Raw genomic sequence first — 20,190 nt, 5'->3', positions numbered from 1 at the left:
ATAGTCCCCGTCCAACCCGCATTGCGCATCCTTAACCGTTAAAATTACCCAGCCGGGTTAACAAGCGGTTAAGGCTGCCGTGTAGCGGATGCGACATTGGCGTTTTGCGCGGGCGTGTCAACGGTCCGCGTCGCAACCGGCGCCGGCTTGCCGTCAAAGCTCCAGTCCAGCCACTTGCCCTTCACCCGTTCGTAATTGACCATCGGGTCGTAGAGCGTGCCGCTATCCAGCCCCAGATCGCCCGCTTCCGCATGACCCATGGCGGCCAGCACGCTGAAACCGGCGACATAGGCGTTGCGCTGCGCCGTCACCAGCAACACCTTGGCGTTGAGCGCTTCCTGCTCGGCATTCAGAATGTCGAGGATGGTACGGCTGCCCACGCTGTTTTCCGCGCGTACGCCTTCCAGCGACAGGTTCGCGGCCTCCACCGCCTTCTGATTCGATTCGATGCTCTCCAGCGATGCCTGCCAGCTCGCATAGGCGGCGCGGGTCTGGGAAATGACGCCGCGCTCGACCTCGATCTCGCGTTCGATCGCCTGCGATTCCAGCGCCTGATTCTGGCGCACCTGCGCGGCGGGGCGGCCACCCTGATAGAGCGGGATGCTGATTTGCACGCCGGCGACGGCCTGCTTGTTGATCTGCGGCCCCTCTACGGCATTGCCCTCCGCATCCTGCGCGGTGCCGCCCAACGTGTGCAGATAATTGGTATAGCCCGCCTGGGTGAAGCCAGCGACGGTCGGCAGGCGTCCTGCCCGCGCCACCTTCACATCATAGCCGGCCGCAATCCGGTTCTGCTTGGCCGCCAATATGTCGGGATTATCGTCCAGCGCGACCTGTACCGCGATCTGCGGCGTGGCGGGCAGACCCGGCAAGGCCGGCGGCGCATCCAGCGTGTCGGGCGCTTCACCCACCAGCGCCAGATAATTTTCCCGGCTCGCCACCAGATTGGCCTCGGACGTTTGCAGATCGGACCGCGCGATCGCCAGCCGCGACTGCGACTGCGCCACGTCGGTGCGGGTCAGGTCGCCGACCTCGAACCGGTCGTTGGTCGCCTGAAGATTGACTTCCAGCGCCTTCACGTTGGACTGGTTGAGCGACAGCACCGCATTGTCGCGGATCACGTCCATATAAGCCGCGACCACCTGCGAAAAGATGCTGGCTTCCGTCCCGCGCAGATTGGCCTGCCCGGCTTCGACCCGAACCTTCGCCGCCTTCACGCCGTTGCGCACCGCGCCGCCGGAATAGATAGGGACATTCAGATTGGCCTGCGCATTCACCGTCCGCTGCGGCGAGGTGAAGCTGATCGTCGGCTTCAACACGCTTTCGGAGAAGCTGCCGGTGACGTCCGCATTGGGACGCCCGGCCGCCTTCTGGATCGGCACATTCTCATCCGTGGCGCGCTGCCCGGCACGCGCGCCGGTCAGCGTCGGGTTGGACGTATAGGCCTTCGCCAGCGCGCCCTGCAATGTTTCGGCCTGCGCCGAAACCGTGAGGGCGGAGGACAGCAACAACAAAGCAGCCGCGGCATGGTGCCGATAAAATTTGCGCTTCGCCGTCATCTATCCCCGCCCATCATCTTTCAGAATTCAAAAGCCTTGGGCGCGCCGAACCCCGGCAACACCACCATTTCAATATCGACCAGGCTGTTCAGGCCCAAAACCCCGGCAACCACCCGGCCGCTGCTCAGGCGCGTGACGCCGCGATCCGCGACGCCCGTCACTACGCGGGCGTCCTCGGCAAGCTGCTGAACGAGCGTTGCGGGGACTTCCTCCACCGCACCGTCGATGAAAAGCACGTCATAAGGTGCACCATCGGCCGCACCGGCATTCAGCGCGCCGCGCACGACGGTCACGCCGGCAACCGCGATCTCCGGCCCGCCCTCTTCCTCGACCGCCGTCACCACCGCACCCATGTCCGCCAGCAGCGCGGCGGCATAGCCGGTGGCAGCGCCGATCAGCAGCACCTTGTCGCCCGGCACGATCTGCGCTTCGGTCAGCAATCGGCCGGTCACCAGCGGAGGATTGAGCGCACGGCCGCCATCCAGCGGGATCGGACGGTCGATATAGGCCATGGCCCGGCGATGCGCGGGAACGAATTCCTCGCGCGGCACCCTGGCCATCGCAGCGATCACGCGCTGGTCGTCCACGTCGCTGGTGCGCAACTGGCTTTCGACCATAGCGGTCCGCATCGAAGAATAAGTCTGCTCGGTCACGATCATTTCTCGCTTCGTCCGGTGGGCTTGGCACAACTGTATTGGCAATGCAATACACTAAGCATGTCATCGGACCTCTAAATCAGCGGACGCGCCGCGCCAAGCGGCTTTGCGCGACATGCCCCAAGATTCTTGACGCTATGGCACAGATTCTTGGCACGCACGCGGCACTGGCCGCTTGACTTTGCATCCAAAGCCGCACATTTGCGGCGTCCCACGCCGAGGCCCGATGGCGGAGTGGTGACGCAGAGGACTGCAAATCCTTGCACGCCGGTTCGATTCCGGCTCGGGCCTCCAAAATCCTGTCTGGCAACGTCTGCCAACAGTTGAAAATTCCTGATTTCCGGTAGTTTATGGGCATTCTCTGATTGTCAGTGGATGCCCTTGTTTGCCTGCAATTGCGGATGATGGGGGCCTAATTTGGGGGCCTCAAAAGGCCCCGGCAGAATCGAGGCCCCCAATCGCGCTAACCGATACCGCTATCCGCAATGCCAAGCCCGCAGATAAGCCTTACAAGGTTACTGACTCCCAAGGTTAGTATCTGCTCGTCAATCCAAGAGGCAGCAAGCTGTGGCGAATCAAATACCGGATCGACGGCGTAGAGCGAAAACTGTCACTCGGGGCGTATCCCGAGATTACTTTGGCAGAGGCGCGCGCTGCCAGGGATGCCGCCCGTAGGCAGCGGGCTCATGCGATCAATCCCAACGTAGCCAAACGACAAGCCCGCATCGAGGCGAGCATTCGGGCCAGCAACAGCTTCGCTAGCGTAGCCGAGGAATTGATAGAGAAGAAAGCGCGTGAGGGGTTGGCTGAGCCAACGCTGGAGAAGATGCGCCGGTTTGTGAAACTGATGGGGGCAGAGTTCGGAAAGCGACCTGTCACCGATATCACGCCTCAGGAACTTCTTCATGAACTGCAGAAGCATGAACGGCGTGGCCGCTTGGAAACCGCCAATCTCCTGCGCGCCTTTGCCAGCCGTGTTTTCCGCTTTGCAGTTGCAACAGCGCGTGCCGAACGTGATCCGGCGCAACTCCTGATCGGCGCATTGACCACACCGCGGGTCAAACACTTTGCCGCTGTCATCGATCCGAACGAGTTCGGCGTCCTCCTGCGCGCTATCGAAGATTATCAGGGTGACCCCGCCGTCATATATGCTTTGAAACTGACACCCCATGTCTTCCAGCGTCCGGGCGAACTGCGGCAAATGGAATGGGCTGAGGTCAATTTCGACAAAGCTGCCTGGACGATCCCGGTGACAAAGATGAAAATGCGCCAGCCCCATTCGGTGCCTCTGTCTCGACATGCTCTCGCGATACTGCAAGCCATGCGATCCTTATCCGGCTCCCGTCGCTATGTGTTCCCTTCGATCCGCACCCGAGCAAGGCCGATCAGCGAAAACACCATCAACGCGGCATTGCGGCGCATGGGCTATTCCAAAGATGATCGAGCATTTCGAGATAGCGCAGCGTCCCGGACCAAGCTCTTGTCGGCAGTTCGCCAATAGCCATCCTGGCTCTCCTAAGGATGTCGGCCTTTGCCGTCAGGATGCTGCTCATGCCGGAAGGTCTTTTGCCCCCGCGCCATGCACATTCGACGTCTCCGCCGATCGATCACCATCCATGGGCGGGGTGATGCGATACCAGAGCGCGTAGAGCGCGGGCAGGAACAGGAGTGTCATGACCGTGCCCCCCACTGTGCCGCCAATGAGCGTGATCGCCATCGACCCCCAGAAGACGGAACTGATGAGCGGCACGAATGCCAGCACGGCCGCGAGCGCGGTCAGGATGACCGGCCGCGAGCGCTGCACCGTCGCCTCGACCACCGCGTCGAACGGAGAGAGTCCGGCGCGCTCATTGTCATGGATCTGCCCCATCAGGATGAGCGTGTTACGCATCAGGATGCCAGCAAGCGAGATCAGCCCGAGAATCGCGTTGAAGCCGAACGGTTGTCCCGTCAACAGCAGCGTCGGAACGACTCCGATGACACCCAGCGGCGCGGTCAGCAGGACGATCCACATCGCCGACAGGCTGCGCACCTGAAGGATGATGACGATCATCATCAGGACGATCATGATCGGGAAGATCGGAGCGAGCGCGGCGTTGGCTTTGCCGGCTTCCTCGATCGAGCCCGCCATATCGATATGATAGCCAATCGGCAGATCATCGATGATCGGTTGCAACTTCTTCATCATCGCGGTCGACACGTCGGGCGGCTGAAGATCGTCGGCGATGTCGCCGCGCACTGTGATCGTGGGTGTCCGGTCGCGGCGCTGGAGGATCGGGTCCTCCATGCGTACCTCCATGCGGCCGATCTGGCTGACAGGGATGCGCTGCCCGCCCGCACCGGTGAGCGTATAATCGCCGATCCGCGCCGGATCGAGGCGGTCTGTTCCTGCGGAGCGCACGACGACATCGACGGTGCGAATGTCCTCGCGAGCCTGGCTGACGGTGACGCCGGTCAGCAGGAACTGAAGCTGCTGGGCCACATCGCTGGAGGTGAGACCGATGGCGCGCAGGCGATCCTGATCAAGGACGAAGTGGAGGGCCGGCGCGCGTTCGCCCCAGTCGCTGTTGACCATGCGCATCATGGGATCGGCCTGCAAGACGTCCTGCACCTTGCCGGCAATCGTGCGAACGGTGGCGAGGTCGGGACCGTTCACGCGAAATGCGACGGGGAAGGGTGATGGCGGTCCGAAGACCAGTTGCGTGGCCCGCACGCGCGCCGCCGGCGCGAGTCCGTCCGCTACGACCCGCCGCAAACGCAGTTTTAGGATCTCGCGATCGTCCTGGCTGTCGGTGCGCACGACGATCTTGGCGAAGGAAGGGTCGGGCAATTCCGGCGAAATGGGCATGTAGAAGCGCGGAGGCCCCTGTCCGATATAGGAGGTGACGACCTTTGATTCAGGCTGCTTGCGAAGCCAGTCCTCCACCTCTCTGGCTGACGTACCGGTATTCGCGAGCGCCGTGCCTTTGGGCATCTGAATTTCGACCAATAGTTCGGACCGGTCAGAGGTGGGGAAGAACTGCTTCTTGACCAGCGGCATGCCGGCGCCAGCGACGAGGAATGCGACGAGCGTAGCCAGCGCCACCCGCTTCTTGCGGCGCACGGCCCACCCGATGAGCCTGCGTACCTTCTGGTAGCGCGCGGTCTGGTAGATCGCCTCATGCCCTCCTTCGACCGGCTTGATGTGGGGCAGCAGCTTGACGCCCATATAGGGGGTGAAGATGACCGCGACGAACCAGGAGGCGATAAGGGCGAAACCGACGACCCAGAAGATGTTGCCGGCATATTCACCGGCGGTCGACTGGGCGAAGCCGACCGGCATCAGGCCGATCACCGTCAGCAGCGTGCCCGCCAGCATGGGCGCGGCCGTATGGCTCCAGGCATAGGCCGACGCCTTGATGCGGTCGTAACCTTCCTCCATCTTCACCACCATCATCTCGATGGCGATGATTGCGTCGTCGACCAGAAGCCCAAGCGCGAGGATGAGCGCGCCCAGCGTGATGCGATCGAGTACGCGCCCCGTCGCCCACATGATCAGCAGGACCACGGCAAGGGTGAGCGGTACGGCGGCAGCCACGACGATGCCGACCCGCCAGCCCAGGCTGATAAGGCTGACGATCATCACGATCGCGAGCGCTTCGAGGAAGGTGTGCATGAACTGGTCGACGGCTTCGCTGATGTTCACTGACTGGTCGGTGACAGGCGTCAGGCTCATGCCCACCGGCAACTCGGTCGAAATTTTTCCTACCTCGGCTTTGAGCGATTTGCCAAGATCAAGCCCGTTCCACCCTTCGCGCATGATGACGGCCAGCAATATGGCAGGCTCACCCTCGCTGCGGACCAGGAAGGTCGCAGGATCTTCATAGCCGCGTGCGACATCGGCGATGTCGGAGAGACGCAGGGTGCGGCCGTTGGCGACGATCGGGACATCGCGGATTTTCGACAGGTCGTCGAAGGCACCATCAAGGCGCACCACGGTCTGCTGCCCCTTGGTTTCGATCGCGCCCGCCGGCGTGATCAGGTTCTGGCTGGCGAGTGCCGTGAAGATATCGCGCGGTGCCACGCCCAGCGTTGCGAGGCGCTCCTGCGCGAATTCGACGTAGATGCGCTGGGGGCGTTCGCCGACGATGTTGATCTTGTTGACGCCGGGGACATGGAGCAGGCGCTGCCGCAGGCTCTCTGCCTCGCGGGCGAGCAACCGCTGCGGTTCTCCCCTCGCCTTGAGCGCATAGAGCGCGAAGGTGACATCGCCATATTCATCATTGATGAATGGCCCTGCCACGCCTTGCGGCAGCCTGGCCGCCTCGTCGCCCAGCTTCTTGCGCGCCTGATAGAATTGCTCCGGGACTTCCCGAGGCGGCGTTTTATCGCGCAAGGTCAAGGTGGTGAAGGCAAGGCCGGGTCGCGTGAAGGTTTCGCTGCGGTCATACCAGCGCAGTTCCTGCAACCGCTTTTCGAGCGGTTCGGCAACCTGGTCCTGCATCTCCTTTGCAGTCGCGCCAGGCCAAGCGGTGACCACGGTCATGACCTTGATCGTGAAGCTGGGATCTTCGGCGCGGCCAAGGCTGAGGAAGGAGAAGATGCCTGCACCCACGATCGCGATCAGGAAGAAGAGCGTGACCGATCGCTCACGTACAGCGAGAGCGGAAAGGTTGAAGCTCTTCTTTTCGGGCGGGGATGCTTCAGGGACATGCTCGTTCATCGCGTAGCTCCTGCAACAGGCCGCGCGATGCGAACGGTCTGGCCCTCATGCAACATATGGGCGCCCATCGCCACAAAGCGCTCGCCCGCTTTGAGGCCTGACGTGACAGTCGCTGTCTCTTCGCCGACGGCAGAAATGCGAATGGCCCGCCACGCAATCTTTGCAGGAGAGCCTGAACTGATCACCCACACACCGGGGCCATTGCCTTCATCCCGGATGGCGCCGAGCGGCACGACAGTCGACGCCGCTTCTCCCGGCTGTGTCAGCGAAACGGTGACCGTGGAGCCGAGAGGCGAACCAGCCGGCGCGCCCTCAAGCACATAGCGGGCTTCGAATGTGCGCGTCGCGGGATCGGCGGCGTCGGACAACTGACGCAGGCGCGCTGGTCCGGTCTCACCGCCATAGGTGCTGGCGCGCGCGATCGAACCCACCGCCGGGCGGATCGTCTCGGGCAACTGCACCAGCGCCTCGCGCGGACCCGACCGTGCGAGACGCACAACGATCTGGCCGGGGGCGACAACCTGTCCGGGTTCCGCCAGGGTGTCGACAACGGTGCCGTCCGCATCGGCGAGAAGAAGGCTGTAGCCGGCTTCGTTGCGGGAAACCCTCGCCTGCGCTTCTGCCGCAGAGAGTTGCGCGCGGGCTGAATCTGCCGCCGCCTTTGCCTGGTCATATGTTGACGCGGAGACGGCGCCTGCGGCTACAAGATCGCGCAGGCGCCGTTCATCGGCGGCGGTCTGCACCGCGCGCGCGCGGGCCGCCTGAACCGTTTCCTGCGACGCCCGCGTGGCCAGCGCCAGATCGGCCTGATCGATCCGCATCAGCGGTTGCCCGCGACGGACGACCTGCCCGGCATCGACGAGCCGTTCGATCACCTTTCCGCCGATCCTGAAGCCGAGATCACTTTGCACACGGGCGGCGACGATACCGGTGAATGCACGATTGGCGGCACCCTGCGCCGTGGGCGTCATGACGCGCACCAGCGGCGGCTCGGTACGCGGGTCGCTCTCCGCCTTCTGGCACGCGGCCAGGGGAAGCAAGAGCATGAGTGCGGGCAATCCCGCTGTGATGATCCGACTCGACAAGGGTTGATCCTCCAGACTTGGAGGATCATTTGTTTCCTTATAACCAATATGTCAATGAGTCACTGGTCGATGGCTCATGGTGCAAGGCTGCGCAGGATGAGGCTCGTCACTTCCTGCGGCGCCTCCGGAAGGAGATCGAGGTTGCGCTCCAGGTGAAGCGGGTCGATGAACGGCGTCATGGCGTAGAGGATGGCGCGGCAGCTTTCGTCGAGCGGCGTCTTGCGCTCGAACTCGCCGCTTTCCCGACCGCTCTTGATGATCTCCGCCAGGATATCCTTGAGCGTTTCCTTGTAGGCCTCCGACGATCCCCATCGCTCGGCAGCCGAATGGGCGGTGATGTCATAAATCTTGCGATCATGAAAAAAGAGGTCGACACTCCGTGTCGTAAGGCTTTTGAACATGCGTCGCAGACGATCCGTAGCAGTATGGCCTTGCTCGATTGCGGCGCGAGTCTCGGCAACGATCTGCGTCAGGCGCGAGCCGCAAATTTCTTCCCCGATCGCCTGCTTCGATTCGAAGAAGCGGTAGATATAGGCTTTGGAAAAGCCGATCTCCTTGGCGAGGTCGGCGACGGTCGTCTTCGCATAGCCGTAGCGGGCAAAACATTCATGGGCCGCCGCAATGATCTGATCGCGCACGGCATGTTCCGCGGGGCCGCGGCTGGGGGTGTCTGGGGTGCTGCTGCTCATCATCCAAGCATAATGACACGGAAACTAATTGACAACGAGTGACCATAATATATATCGGTCACGTCTTGCCTATTTGCGTACCGGGGAAGCAATGCGTTCCGTGAATTCGATCCTTACAGCCCTCGTCGGCTCCATCCTTCTCGCCGGTTGCGCAGTCGGGCCGCGCTATGTGCCACTGGTTTCGACGCAGCCCGCAGCCTTTCAAGGCGGACCGGCGGTCGAGGCGCGCGCGCCGGGCGCAGAGACCGCAGATTTGATATCCTGGTGGCAGGCATTCGATGATCCGCTTCTCACCAGTCTTGTCGAACGGGGACTCGCGCAGAATCTCGACCTGCAACAGGCAAGCGCGCGTGTCGTGCAGGCGCGCGCCGCGCTCAGGGGCGCTCATGCCGCGCTATTGCCTTCCGGCCAAATCAGCGGCCAGGCGGGTGAAGTCTATCAATCTCGGGAAACGCCGATCGGGCGGATCGGCAGTGCTTTCCCGCCGTTCGAGCGCTCTACGGAAACCTATGAACTGAACCTTGGGGGCAGTTGGGAAATCGATCTGTTCGGCGGCCGGGACGCCGCCCGCGACGCAGCGCGGGCCGACTGGCAAGCCTCGCAGGCCGGTGCGGTCGCCTCTCGCCTCACCGTCGCGGCGCAAATTGCCGACACCTATGTAGCCATCCGCATGCTGCAAGCGCGCCTTGATGTCGCGCGTGCGCAACTCGACGTCCAGCAGCATCTGGTCGATCTCGTGGCGCTCCAGTATCGCAAGGGCGTTGCTGCCGAATTGCAGTGGAGGCAGGCGGAAGGCGCGCTGGCCCGGGTCCGCGCCTCCGTCCCGGCATTGCAGAACGAACTCGACATGGCGATGAACGCACTCGATGTGCTGATCGGCGTTCAACCGGGCACGACCCGCACCGAATTGGCGGCCCTTGCTCCGATCCCGCATGCCCCCGCGGTATCGGCGGCGGGCGGGCCGGCTGCGCTGCTGCGACGCCGGCCCGACATCATCGCGGCCGAGCGGATGCTCGCCGCATCCAACGCGCGCATCGGGGCAGCGGTATCGGAATATTATCCCAAATTCTCGCTGAGTGGCCTGCTTGGAACGGCTTCCACCGCCACAGGGGGCCTCTTCACCGGCAATGCGACGCAGGCCAGTGGCCTATTGGGCCTGCGCTGGCGTCTGTTCGACTTCGGGCGCGTGGACGCCGAGATCAAGGCGGCCGAGGGGCAAAATGCGGAGGCGCTGGCTGCCTATCGGTTGACGGTGCTGCGCGCCGCGCAGGACGTCGAGGACGCCTTCTCGACCTTGGTCCAGCAAGAGGCGCGCGCGGCGGCTCTCGTCCAGGGAGAGGGCTCTTTGTCGCGCGCCCGAGTCTCGGCCATGGCGGCCTACAAAGGCGGGATGGCGAGCCTGATCGAGGTGCTTGATGCCGATCGGCGCCTTCTCGAAACCCGCGATGGCGCAATCCAGGCGCGGGCTGCGGCAACACGAGGGTCGATAGCATCGTTCCGGGCGCTCGGCGGCGGTTGGGACCCGAAAAACATCTCGTAATTGTCGCTGGCAGGAGTCGGCGGTAAGAGAAAACGAAATATGGTCAGGTTTCGTACGGATCTTAACCAACCAATTTTCGGCGAGGGACCGGCTCTGTTCGGAACCAGCCGATCCATTTTCAACCGCTCAAGGCCCCTGCACCCATTTGCGACCTTCCTGTCGCCAGAAACGCGGCTCGACATCGTCCGCCTTGCTCAGCACGCGCCAACTCGCCCGCGCCCCGTCGATCGTGTCGGCATCGAAGAAATAGAAAGCCCGCTCGAACCCCAGCGCCTCGTCGCGCCAGACCCCGTCGGCCAGCGCGATATGCCGCGCACCATTGGCCGCGTCGCAGGTCGTGGCCAGCAGGATCGGCTGCTGCGCCTCCCCGCCCTCGCCTGCCCGGCCATGCGCCAGAAAGCTCTCAGGCGCCCCGGCCCACAAGCCCTGCGATATCCGCTCCAGCCGGTCGCTATCCTGCGCCACCACCAGCAACCGCGCGCCCAGATCCAGGATGCGCGCCGCAATCGCGGGGAGCACCTGGTCCACGGGATCGCGGCTCAACTGGTAGAAATCGACCTGCATGGAGTGCGATCAGCCCTCGAACTTCTCAGCCACGAACCGGTCGATCAGGCGCACACCATAGCCGGTCGCGCCCTTGTCCCAGGTCGCGCCGGGCTTGTCTGCCCACACCATGCCGGCAATGTCGAGATGCGCCCACTTCACGCCATCGTCGATGAAGCGCTTGAGGAACTGCGCCGCCGTGATCGACCCGCCATAGCGCGGACCGATATTCTTCATGTCGGCGATCGGGCTGTCGATCAACTTGTCATAGGCGGGCGACAGCGGGAAACGCCACAGCGGATCGCCCGCCGCCTGCCCCGCTGCGATCAGGTCGTTCGCCAGCCCGTCGTCGTTGGAGAAGATGCCCGCATATTCGGTGCCCAGCGACACGATGATCGCGCCCGTCAGCGTGGCAAGGTCGATGATAACGTCCGGATTGTAGGTGCGCTGCGCCCAGGTCAGCGCATCGCACAACACCAGACGCCCTTCGGCGTCGGTATTGAGCACCTCGATCGTCTGGCCCGACAGGGACGTCACGATGTCACCGGGGCGCTGGGCATTGCCGTCGGGCATGTTTTCAACGAGGCCACAGATGCCGACGACATGCGCCTTCGCCTTGCGCCCGGCCAGCGCCTTCATTGCGCCGGCGACCGCGCCCGCGCCGCCCATGTCCCACTTCATATCTTCCATGCCGGCGGCCGGCTTGATGGAAATGCCACCCGTGTCGAACGTCACGCCCTTGCCGACGAAGACGACCGGCTTGTCCGACGTACCGCCGGTGCCGTCCCATTCCATCGCCAGCAGACGCGCTTCCCGCACCGAACCCTGCGCCACGCCCAGCAGCGATCCCATGCCCAGTTCTTCCATCGCCGCCTTGTCCAGCACGGTGATCTTGATGCCGAGGTCGCTCAGATGCTGGCAACGCTCCACGAAGCTTTCGGGATAGAGGATATTCGCCGGCTCCGACACCAGTTCACGGGTGAAGGCCACACCCGCCGCGACCGCCGCCAGCGTCTCCCAGGCCGCTGCCGCGCCGGCCGCGACCAGAGTCACCGTCTTCAGCGTCGGCTTGGCCTTTTCGGGCTGGCGCGTGCGATATGTGTCGATCCGCCAGCCGCGCAACTGCACGCCCAGCGCCAGATGCGCGGCCTGCTCGGCGCTCGCTCCACCGAAAAATTCCACGGCAACATGCGTCGCGCCGCTATTGTTCAGCTTGGCGGTCAGTGCTGCCCCGGCCTTTTCATAATCCGTCTCGCTGCCCGAACCCACACCCAGCAACAGCACGCGCAGCGTCTTGCCGCCTTCCTCGATGAAGCTTTCGAAGCTCGTGCCCGTCTCGCCCGTGAAGCGCGACGCGGCGGCACCGGCCGCCAGCACCGGCGCGGCGGCCAGCGGAAGGGCGTCGAATCCACCCTTGGGCACCACGAAGGCCAGCGTGTCGGCATCGGGGCGGGTCGGGCTGAACTGGATATCCATCGGGGCGCTTTTCCTCTTGTCTGTGCGGCGCGAACCGCGCTCTTGTCTGCCAGATAGTGCGGCTTTCTCCGTCTGGCAAAGCCGTTCGACCGATTTTCCCATGACTGATGCACGACGAGCGATTGCCGACACGGCTTGTGTGCGATAGGCGGGACAGCCAGACGCGCCTGTCTATGAGGCACCACCGCTTGCAAAACGCCCTGTTATCCCTCTCCTTCCGCGCCGCCTTGCTGGGCAGCGCCGCGCTTGTCGCCGCGCCCCATGCGCTGGCGCAGCAATTGAACGAGCCTGCCGCCCCGATCAGCGCGCCCGACGCGCCGATGCCGGAAAATGACGATCAGATCGGTTTCGCCGCCGACGCGCTGCAATATGACAGCAATAACGAGGTCGTGACCGCCAACGGCAATGTCCAGTTGCTGCGAGAGGGCAACCGCCTGCGCGCGGACAAGATCGTGTGGGACCGCAACAGCGGCAAGGTCGAGGCGCAGGGCAATGTGTCGATCATCGATGCGGACGGCAATGTCGCCTATGGCGATCGCTTCGACGTCACCGATACGCTCAAGGACGGGGCGGTCGACAATATGCTGCTGGTGCTCCAGTCCGGCGGACGCCTCGCCTCGGTCAAGGGCACGCGGGTCAATGGCGTCTACACGCTCAATCGCGCCACCTATACCGGCTGCGCGGTGGAGGATAGCGACGGCTGCCCCAAGGAACCGACTTGGCAGATCAACGCGATCAAGGTCGTCTATGATCCGACGCGCGAGCGCGTCACCTATACCAACGCCAATATCGAACTGTTCGGCCTGCCGCTGATCCCGCTGCCCGGCCTGTCCCACCCGGTCGGCGATGGCGGCAGCAGCGGCCTGCTGGTTCCCAATCTGCGCTACGACCGCAACAACGGGTTCGAAGCGGACCTTCCCTATTATTTCAAGCTGGCGCCCAACCGCGACGTCACCATCACTCCGCATGTCTACACCGGCGTCCTGCCGATGCTGGAGGCCAATTACCGGCACCTTTACGACCGGGGCGCCTATACGATCACCGGCTATGCAACCTACGGCCGGCGCGTGGGCATCGGCAGCGAAGCGGTGTCGGCGAACACCGAAAAAGACATTCGCGGCTATCTCGATGCCAGCGGCAAAATGCAGTTGTCACCCGAATGGAGCCTCGACGGCTCGATCCGCGTTACCACCGACCGCACCTTCCTGCGCCGCTACGACATCAGTCGCGAAGACCGGCTGCGCTCGACCATCGGCGCGCAGCGGATCGATGACGACAGCTATTTTTCAATTCGCGGCTGGGCCGTCCAGACCCTGCGTCAGGGCGATTCGCAGGGCCAGACGCCGATCGCGCTACCCGTCATCGACTATCGCCGCCGGTTCACCGACCCATGGCTGGGCGGCGTGCTGCAATTGCAGGCGAACACGCTCGCCATCACCCGCACCCACGGGCAGGATACACAGCGCGCCTTCGCGGCCGCCGAGTGGAATCTGCGGAAACTGACGGGCATGGGTCAGGAAGTGACCTTCACCGGCTATCTGCGCGGCGACGTCTATCACAGCAGCGACAACGCCCTGACCTCCGTGGTCAGCTATGCCGGCGATCCGGGCTGGCAGTCGCGCGGCATCGCGGCGGCGGCCGTCGACATGCGCTGGCCCTTCGTCGGTGAAGCGTTCGGCGGCGTGCAGCGCATCGCCCCGCGGGTCCAGATCGTCGCCTCGCCCAAGATCGCCAACCTCTCCCTTCCGAATGAGGACGCCCGCGCCGTCGATCTGGAGGACAGCAACCTCTTCGCGCTCAACCGTTTCGCGGGCTATGACCGGTTCGAGGATAGTTCGCGCATCACCTATGGCCTCGAATATAGCCTCGACCTGCCCAATTTCTCGCTCCAGAGCATCGTCGGTCAAAGCTATCGCCTCGACAGCCGCGAAAGCATCCTGCCCGACGGCACCGGCCTGTCCGACCGCTCGTCCGACGTCGTCGGCCGCACCACCGTACGCTACAAGGATTTCATCGCCCTCACTCACCGCTTCCGGCTGGACAAGAACAGTCTGTCGGTCCGCCGGAACGAGATCGACACGACGATCGGCAGCAAGAACACCTATGTCATGGCGGGCTATCTGCGGCTCAACCGCAATGCCAGTTCGGGGCTGGAGGATTTGCAGGACCGCGAGGAAATCCGCCTCGGCGCCCGCGCCCAGTTCGCGCGCTTCTGGTCCGTCTTCGGTTCGACCGTCATCGACCTGACCGATACCAAGGAAGATCCAATCAGCGAAGCCGACGGGTTCGAGCCTGTTCGCCATCGTCTGGGCTTCGCCTATGAGGATGATTGCCTGACCCTGGGCTTCACCTGGGTCCGCAGTTATCAGACCAATGGCGACGCGCGAAAGGGCAATGGCTTCCAGCTACGGCTAGCTTTCCGCAATATTGGTATATAAGGAACAGGCTCCTGCATCCCCGTCAGGGCCGGTTAAGGCGGACCAGCGCATCAGGTGCGGGTTCGTATTGGAGATTATTGCCGACGATGCTGCCTGTCGTTTCCTCGCCCAACAGCCTGTACCATGGCGTTCGCTCGGGCCTTCGCACCCTGCTCCTGTCCTCCGCGCTGCTCAGCGCCGGTATTCAGCCGGTTCTCGCCCAGACGGTCGATGATGACGGCAATGTCGCGAGCCAGCAGCTCAACCTGCCCAAGGACGTCACAGTCTTTGGCAAGAGCGACCCGAACGTCCGCAAGGCGACGGCCATCGTCAACAACCGGATCATCACCGGCACTGACATCGACCAGCGCCTCGCCCTCATCATCACCGCCAATGGCGGCAAGGTGGAAGCGGAAGAAAAGGAACGGCTGCGCGTGCAGGTGCTGCGCAACCTCATCGACGAAACGCTCCAGATTCAGGAAGCCGCCGCCAACGATATCAAGATCGACCCGGCCGAAATCCAGCAAAGCTATGAGCGCGTGGCCGCCAATTTCCGCCAGTCGCCCACGCAATTCGACGCCTATCTGCGCGAAAAGGGCAGCTCTGCCGCCAGCATCAAGCGCCAGATCGAGGGCGAACTGGCCTGGAGCCGGCTCCAGCGGCGCAATATCCAGCCCTTCGTCAACGTGTCGGAAGATGAAGTGAAGTCGGTGGTCGACCGGCTGAACGCATCCAAGGGCAGCGACGAATATCGCGTAGGCGAAATCTACCTGTCGGCAACGCCCGAAAATCAGGAGCAGATCGTCGCCAACGCGCGCAACATCATTCAGCAGATCCAGCAGGGCGGCAGCTTCCAGGCCTATGCCCGCCAATTCTCCGAAGCCTCCACGGCGGCGGTCGGTGGCGATCTTGGCTGGGTCCGTTCGGCGCAGTTGCCCAATGAACTGGCCCAGGCGGCAGCGGAGATGCAGGTCGGCCAGATTGCCGGACCAATCCCGGTCGCCGGCGGCGTGTCGCTGCTTTATCTCATGGACAAGCGCAAGGTGCTGACCGCCGATCCGCGCGATTCGCTGCTCAGCCTGAAGCAGTTGTCGGTCCTCTTCCCGCAGGGCACGACCAAGGATCAGGCCAGCGCCAAGGCCGCCGCCTTCGCCGCCGCGATCAAGGAGATCAAGGGTTGTGGCCAGGCCAATGATGTCGGCAAGAAGATCGGCGCAGATGTTGTCGACAATGACAATGTGAAGGTGCGCGACCTGCCGCCGCAGTTGCAGGATATCCTTGCCAACCTGCAAGTGGGTGAAGCGACCCCGCCTTTCGGCTCGATCACCGACGGCGTGCGTGTGCTTGTGGTCTGCGGCCGCGACGAACCGGCGTCGGCCAATGCCCCCAATGCCGAACAGATCATGGCCCAGCTCGAAGAGGAACGGGTCAACAAGCGCGCGCGCATCTATCTGCGCGACCTGCGTCGCGATGCGGTGATCGAATATAACTGACGCCGTGCCTCTTGCACCCTTTGCGGTGTCGCTGGGCGATCCCGCCGGGATCGGGCCGGAAATCGTCGCAAAAAGCTGGGTGATGCGACAGGCGCGTGGCCTGCCGTCCTTCTTCGCGGTCGGCGACGCCGCGTCGCTGCGCGCCGTCTGGCTGGGGCCGATCGCACCGATCAGTTCGCCCGAAGAGGCGGCGCAGGTCTTCGATAGCGCCCTGCCGTGCCTTCAGGTCGCGGATGCAGGTGAGATCGTACCGGGCAGCCCCAGCATCGACGGCGCCCGCACCGCCTTTCAGGCGCTCGAAGTATCGGTCGGCCTGGCGCGGCAAGGGTCGGCGGCCGGCATCGTCACCGCCCCGGTGGGCAAGGAACAATTATACGGCGTCGGCTTCACCCATCCGGGCCAGACCGAATTCGTGGCTGAACGCTGCGGCGTGTCGGCGCATAATGCCGTGATGATGCTCGCCGGCCCCTCCCTGAAGGTCGTGCCGATCACCATCCATATCCCGCTGGCGGACGTGCCGTCGGTCCTCACCATCGACCTGATCCGCGCTCGTGCGCTGACCACGGTCAAGGGGCTGCAACGCAATTTCGGCATCGCCCGCCCGCGCCTCGCGGTCGCCGGTCTCAATCCGCATGCCGGCGAAAATGGCGCGCTGGGACGGGAAGAGATCGACATCATCCGCCCCGCGATCGAATCGCTGCGCGCCGAAGGGCTGAACATCGTGGGGCCGCTCGCTGCCGACGGCATGTTCCACGCCCGCGCCCGCGAAACCTATGATGCGGCGCTCTGCATGTATCATGATCAGGCTCTGATCCCGATCAAGACGTTGAATTTCGACGATGGCGTCAACATCACGCTGGGCCTGCCCATCGTGCGCACCTCGCCCGACCATGGCACCGCCTTCGGCATCGCCGGCACCGACAGCGCCAATCCCGGCGCGATGATCGCCGCGCTCAAGATGGCGGCCGAAGCCGCCCGCGCCCGTATCGCCCATGGCTGACGCCCGCCCCGACCAAGACAAAATTGGTCTGCCGCCGCTGCGTGATGTGATCGCACGCCACGGCCTTGCCGCGAGCAAGGCTCTGGGCCAGAATTTCCTGCTCGACGAGCAATTGCTGGACCGCATCGCCGCCATTCCCGGCCCGCTCAAGGACGCCCCGGCGTTCGAGGTCGGCCCCGGCCCCGGCGGCCTGACCCGCGCCATATTGCGCGCCGGCGCAAAGCTGGTGGCGGTCGAGCGCGACCATCGCTGCCTTCCCGCTCTCGCCGAACTGGAGGTAGCCTTCCCCGGCCAATTGCGCGTCATTTCCGGCGACGCGATGCAGGTCGACGCGCTGACCGAGGCAGGGACAGGCGCCCACATCATCGCCAACCTGCCCTATAATGTCGGCACCCCCCTGCTGATCGGCTGGCTCTCGGCTGACTGGTCGCCGCTCCCATGGTGGAACAGCCTGACGCTCATGTTCCAGATGGAAGTGGCCGAGCGCATCGTCGCCAGGCCCGGCACCGACCATTATGGCCGGCTCGCCGTCCTGTCCCAATGGCGCAGCGACGCGAAGATCGCGATGAAGGTGCACCGCAGCGCCTTCACGCCGCCACCCAAGGTCATGTCGGCGGTCGTCCACATCACGCCCAAACCTGCCCCGGACGGCGTACAACTCAAATTTCTCGAACGCCTCACCGCCGCCGCCTTCGGCCAGCGCCGCAAGATGCTGCGCCAGAGCCTCAAAGGCCTGCCCGGCGCGCTCGACGCGCTGGAGCAGCTCGGCATCGACCCACAGCGCCGCGCCGAAACGTTGAGCGTCGAAGAGTTTGTCGAAGTCGCCCGCATATTGAGCCGCTGAAAAAGCGACCACTTCAAACCGTTCGGGCTGAGCCTGTCGAAGCCCCTTGCTTCTTGAAAGACCCTTCGACGTCGCTCAGGGCGATCGGCGTAAGAGTCGATGCTCTCGTACCGACCCGCATTCCGAACCGACTGGATAGCCCATGCCCCGCCTGATCCTGTTCAACAAACCCTATGACATGCTCTCGCAATTCACCGATCGCGGCACCGAAACCGCGCGCGCGACTTTGTCCGACTGCATCGCCATCCCCGGCGTCTATCCCGCCGGCCGGCTCGATCGCGACAGCGAGGGGCTGCTGCTGCTGACCGACGATGGTCGCCTGCAATCCCGCATCGCCGACCCCAAATATAAGACCGCCAAAACCTATCTGGCGCAGGTCGAGGGCGAGGTGACGGACGAAGCGCTCGCCGTCCTGCGCCGAGGCGTGGACCTGAAGGACGGCCTCACCCGCCCGGCGGAAGCCAAGCGGGTCGATGCGCCGGACATCTGGCCGCGCAACCCGCCGATCCGCGTGCGCAAGAGCATCCCCGATTGCTGGATCAGCCTCACCATCCACGAAGGCCGCAACCGCCAGGTTCGGCGCATGACCGCAGCCATCGGCCACCCCACGCTGCGCCTCGTCCGCTGGCGCATCGGCGACTGGACGCTGGACGGCCTGCAACCGGGGCAATGGCGGGAAGTTCAGGTCGGCTGACCTTCCCCCGCCTTCCGCGTTCCCCGGCGCAGGCCGGGGTCCAGTCCGAAGCGTGAGACTCGTCTCCCGCCTACGCCGGGGAACGCCCACTACACGCTCTCAATGACGCATCAATTTCCGTCTACAAACGTCCCGCGCAGCACCCGCTTCCCCTTTGTCCGGCTGGTCAGGTGAAATTGCCGGCACCGGTCGCAGCGATAGGGCCGCAGCGGCACATCCGCCCGCAACGCCACCGCCAGCGCCGCGTCCTGCGACGCAAAGCGCGTCTTCTTCGCGCAGATGCTCAACCGTGTGCGGATCGCTCAGTCCTCCGGGTCGAAGCTCACGCTGCCCTCGTTGAACAGCGTCACGATCAACGCCACCGCCGTCGCATCCGCCAGCAGTGCGGGATCGACCACCAGCCTATCCGCTGCGCTCAACTGTTCGGCCAACACCGTCGCCGCTCCACTGCACCCATAGTCTTGCCCATCGACGAACAACGTCACCGCCCCTGCCCCCTGCGCCACGAAGGCAAAGCGGCTCGCGGGGTTGCGGCACAGCGCCACGCCATCCTGCACCAGTTCGCGTACATCTTCGGCACCGATCGACTCCTCCGGCCGGAAGTCCAGTTCGGGATATTTGCGATCGCTGCTATAACCACCGAACCAACGGGCAAAGGCCGCCGGATCGCTGACTGCCTCCATCACCATCGCCTGCAACCGCGCCAGCGCCGCCGCACCGATCTCGCCCGGATTGGCCTGCACGGTCAGGTCCGGGTCGGCATAGCGGTCGTCCTCCTCCATCTCGCCCACGACATGCGCGCAAAACTGCTCGACCAGTTCGCTGCGCGCCGGGGCGCGGAAACCGACCGAATAGGTCATGCAGTCATCACCCACCGCAACGCCATCATGCGCGACTCCCGGCGGCACATAGAGAATGTCGCCCGGCTCCAGCACCCATTCGTCCGTCTGCTCGAACGCGGCGAGCAGGCGCAAATCTTCCTGCACCAGCAGTGGCGTGTCGGCATCGCAATGCTGCCCCACGCGCCAACGCCGCCGTCCCAGCCCCTGGATCAGGAACACATCATACTGGTCGTAATGCGCGCCCACGCCCCCGCCGTCCGTGGCATAGCTGACCATCACATCGTCGATCCGCCAGTTGGGCACGAAGCGAAACGGCGCGATCAGCGCCGCGACATCGGACACATGCATGTCCACCGCCTGCACCAGCAAAGTCCAGGGCTGATCCCCCATATGCCCGAAGCGATCCTCCGGCAGCGGACCATGCTCCACCGTCCAGCGCCCGTCCGCCCGGCCGATCAGCCGCGATTCGATCCCGTCCTCGCAGGCCAGGCCCGCCAGTTCGTCCGGCTCCACGGGATTGGTCCAGCGCCCCCAGGGATTGCGGATCAGCAGCGGCTTCTTCTGCCAATAATCGCGCAGGAACAGATCGACGTCGAAGTCGGTGAAGGTCATGGAAAATCTCGCCAGCGAACGGCGCGCTGCATGCGCCC

16 protein-coding genes and 1 tRNA gene are annotated in these 20,190 nt (G+C 64.1%); 8 read left to right on the top strand and 9 right to left on the bottom strand.

The window, feature by feature from the left end; translation table 11 throughout:
- Window positions 1–68 precede the first annotated feature (68 nt).
- Entirely contained in the window at window positions 69–1,559 is a 1,491-nt protein-coding gene (locus ASE85_RS10375; RefSeq protein WP_056687502.1) for a TolC family outer membrane protein, read from the bottom strand.
- A 20-nt stretch (window positions 1,560–1,579) separates the two neighbouring features.
- The gene (locus ASE85_RS10370) at window positions 1,580–2,218 is read right to left on the bottom strand and encodes a protein-L-isoaspartate O-methyltransferase family protein (protein WP_056687499.1); all 639 of its coding nucleotides are present in this window, start codon (window positions 2,216–2,218) and stop codon (window positions 1,580–1,582) included.
- Window positions 2,219–2,435: 217 nt separating this feature from the next.
- Here ASE85_RS10370 and ASE85_RS10365 point away from each other — a divergent pair.
- Together ASE85_RS10365 and ASE85_RS23510 are read left to right on the top strand one after the other, a co-directional pair.
- A tRNA-Cys gene (locus ASE85_RS10365) sits at window positions 2,436–2,509 on the top strand.
- Between the two features lie 244 nt (window positions 2,510–2,753).
- Window positions 2,754–3,716 (top strand): tyrosine-type recombinase/integrase, encoded by a 963-nt coding sequence (locus ASE85_RS23510; RefSeq protein ID WP_268795129.1) that lies wholly within the window; start codon window positions 2,754–2,756, stop codon window positions 3,714–3,716.
- Window positions 3,717–3,764: 48 nt separating this feature from the next.
- Here ASE85_RS23510 and ASE85_RS10355 read toward each other — a convergent pair whose 3' ends face one another.
- From ASE85_RS10355 to ASE85_RS10345, 3 genes are all read right to left on the bottom strand, one after another.
- Window positions 3,765–6,917: an efflux RND transporter permease subunit gene (locus ASE85_RS10355; protein ID WP_056687496.1), complete on the bottom strand. Its 3,153-nt coding sequence runs from the start codon at window positions 6,915–6,917 to the stop codon at window positions 3,765–3,767.
- The gene (locus tag ASE85_RS10350) at window positions 6,914–7,963 is read right to left on the bottom strand and encodes an efflux RND transporter periplasmic adaptor subunit (protein ID WP_056687493.1); all 1,050 of its coding nucleotides are present in this window, start codon (window positions 7,961–7,963) and stop codon (window positions 6,914–6,916) included. The genes ASE85_RS10355 and ASE85_RS10350 overlap by 4 nt, the downstream gene beginning before the upstream one ends.
- 113 nt (window positions 7,964–8,076) lie before the next feature.
- A complete protein-coding gene (locus ASE85_RS10345; protein WP_235523476.1) occupies window positions 8,077–8,640 on the bottom strand; it encodes a TetR/AcrR family transcriptional regulator in 564 nt (187 codons plus the stop codon).
- A 142-nt stretch (window positions 8,641–8,782) separates the two neighbouring features.
- On the opposite strand from ASE85_RS10345, the gene ASE85_RS10340 reads away from it, so the two are divergent.
- Window positions 8,783–10,231, top strand: coding sequence for an efflux transporter outer membrane subunit (locus tag ASE85_RS10340; RefSeq protein ID WP_056687491.1), 1,449 nt, complete (start codon window positions 8,783–8,785; stop codon window positions 10,229–10,231).
- 126 nt (window positions 10,232–10,357) lie between these two features.
- On the opposite strand, the gene ASE85_RS10335 is transcribed toward ASE85_RS10340, so the two are convergent.
- Window positions 10,358–10,795, bottom strand: coding sequence for a DNA polymerase III subunit chi (locus tag ASE85_RS10335; RefSeq protein ID WP_056687489.1), 438 nt, complete (start codon window positions 10,793–10,795; stop codon window positions 10,358–10,360).
- Between the two features lie 9 nt (window positions 10,796–10,804).
- Entirely contained in the window at window positions 10,805–12,250 is a 1,446-nt protein-coding gene (locus ASE85_RS10330) for a leucyl aminopeptidase (protein ID WP_056687487.1), read from the bottom strand.
- Window positions 12,251–12,423: 173 nt separating this feature from the next.
- Between ASE85_RS10330 and ASE85_RS10325 the strand changes: the two genes are divergently transcribed.
- The 5 genes from ASE85_RS10325 (at window position 12,424) to ASE85_RS10305 (ending at window position 18,698) form a co-directional block, all read left to right on the top strand.
- Window positions 12,424–14,688, top strand: coding sequence for an LPS assembly protein LptD (locus tag ASE85_RS10325; protein ID WP_156358276.1), 2,265 nt, complete (start codon window positions 12,424–12,426; stop codon window positions 14,686–14,688).
- 86 nt (window positions 14,689–14,774) lie between these two features.
- Entirely contained in the window at window positions 14,775–16,160 is a 1,386-nt protein-coding gene (locus tag ASE85_RS10320) for a peptidylprolyl isomerase (protein WP_056687481.1), read from the top strand.
- A 4-nt stretch (window positions 16,161–16,164) separates the two neighbouring features.
- On the top strand, window positions 16,165–17,160 hold the full coding sequence (pdxA, locus tag ASE85_RS10315) for a 4-hydroxythreonine-4-phosphate dehydrogenase PdxA (RefSeq protein WP_056687479.1): 996 nt from the start codon (window positions 16,165–16,167) through the stop codon (window positions 17,158–17,160).
- Window positions 17,153–18,004, top strand: coding sequence for a 16S rRNA (adenine(1518)-N(6)/adenine(1519)-N(6))-dimethyltransferase RsmA (gene rsmA, locus ASE85_RS10310; protein WP_056687477.1), 852 nt, complete (start codon window positions 17,153–17,155; stop codon window positions 18,002–18,004). The genes pdxA and rsmA overlap by 8 nt, the downstream gene beginning before the upstream one ends.
- 142 nt (window positions 18,005–18,146) lie before the next feature.
- Window positions 18,147–18,698 carry a pseudouridine synthase gene (locus ASE85_RS10305; protein ID WP_056687475.1) on the top strand — a complete coding sequence of 184 codons (552 nt, stop codon included), beginning with the start codon at window positions 18,147–18,149 and terminating at the stop codon, window positions 18,696–18,698.
- A gap of 110 nt (window positions 18,699–18,808) precedes the next feature.
- On the opposite strand, the gene ASE85_RS10300 is transcribed toward ASE85_RS10305, so the two are convergent.
- Window positions 18,809–18,985 (bottom strand): hypothetical protein, encoded by a 177-nt coding sequence (locus tag ASE85_RS10300; protein WP_443018516.1) that lies wholly within the window; start codon window positions 18,983–18,985, stop codon window positions 18,809–18,811.
- A gap of 15 nt (window positions 18,986–19,000) precedes the next feature.
- Window positions 19,001–20,152: a cupin domain-containing protein gene (locus ASE85_RS10295; RefSeq protein WP_056687472.1), complete on the bottom strand. Its 1,152-nt coding sequence runs from the start codon at window positions 20,150–20,152 to the stop codon at window positions 19,001–19,003.
- Window positions 20,153–20,190: the final 38 nt, after the last annotated feature.

It is taken from the genome of Sphingobium sp. Leaf26, from assembly GCF_001421665.1.
In the GTDB taxonomy this organism is placed as follows: domain Bacteria; phylum Pseudomonadota; class Alphaproteobacteria; order Sphingomonadales; family Sphingomonadaceae; genus Sphingobium.
Note: the sequence above shows the minus strand (reverse complement) of the source record. Positions and strands in the feature narration are given on the sequence as shown.

Excerpts from the sequence above, each read along its gene's own strand:
- ASE85_RS10375 (WP_056687502.1), bottom strand. The coding sequence starts at position 1,559 with ATGACGGCGAAGCGCAAATTTTATCGGCACCATGCCGCGGCTGCTTTG.
- ASE85_RS10370 (WP_056687499.1), bottom strand. The coding sequence starts at position 2,218 with ATGATCGTGACCGAGCAGACTTATTCTTCGATGCGGACCGCTATGGTC.
- ASE85_RS10355 (WP_056687496.1), bottom strand. The coding sequence starts at position 6,917 with ATGAACGAGCATGTCCCTGAAGCATCCCCGCCCGAAAAGAAGAGCTTC.
- ASE85_RS10350 (WP_056687493.1), bottom strand. The coding sequence starts at position 7,963 with ATGCTCTTGCTTCCCCTGGCCGCGTGCCAGAAGGCGGAGAGCGACCCG.
- ASE85_RS10340 (WP_056687491.1), top strand. The coding sequence starts at position 8,783 with ATGCGTTCCGTGAATTCGATCCTTACAGCCCTCGTCGGCTCCATCCTT.
- ASE85_RS10335 (WP_056687489.1), bottom strand. The coding sequence starts at position 10,795 with ATGCAGGTCGATTTCTACCAGTTGAGCCGCGATCCCGTGGACCAGGTG.
- ASE85_RS10330 (WP_056687487.1), bottom strand. The coding sequence starts at position 12,250 with ATGGATATCCAGTTCAGCCCGACCCGCCCCGATGCCGACACGCTGGCC.
- ASE85_RS10325 (WP_156358276.1), top strand. The coding sequence starts at position 12,424 with ATGAGGCACCACCGCTTGCAAAACGCCCTGTTATCCCTCTCCTTCCGC.
- ASE85_RS10320 (WP_056687481.1), top strand. The coding sequence starts at position 14,775 with ATGCTGCCTGTCGTTTCCTCGCCCAACAGCCTGTACCATGGCGTTCGC.
- rsmA (WP_056687477.1), top strand. The coding sequence starts at position 17,153 with ATGGCTGACGCCCGCCCCGACCAAGACAAAATTGGTCTGCCGCCGCTG.
- ASE85_RS10305 (WP_056687475.1), top strand. The coding sequence starts at position 18,147 with ATGCCCCGCCTGATCCTGTTCAACAAACCCTATGACATGCTCTCGCAA.
- ASE85_RS10295 (WP_056687472.1), bottom strand. The coding sequence starts at position 20,152 with ATGACCTTCACCGACTTCGACGTCGATCTGTTCCTGCGCGATTATTGG.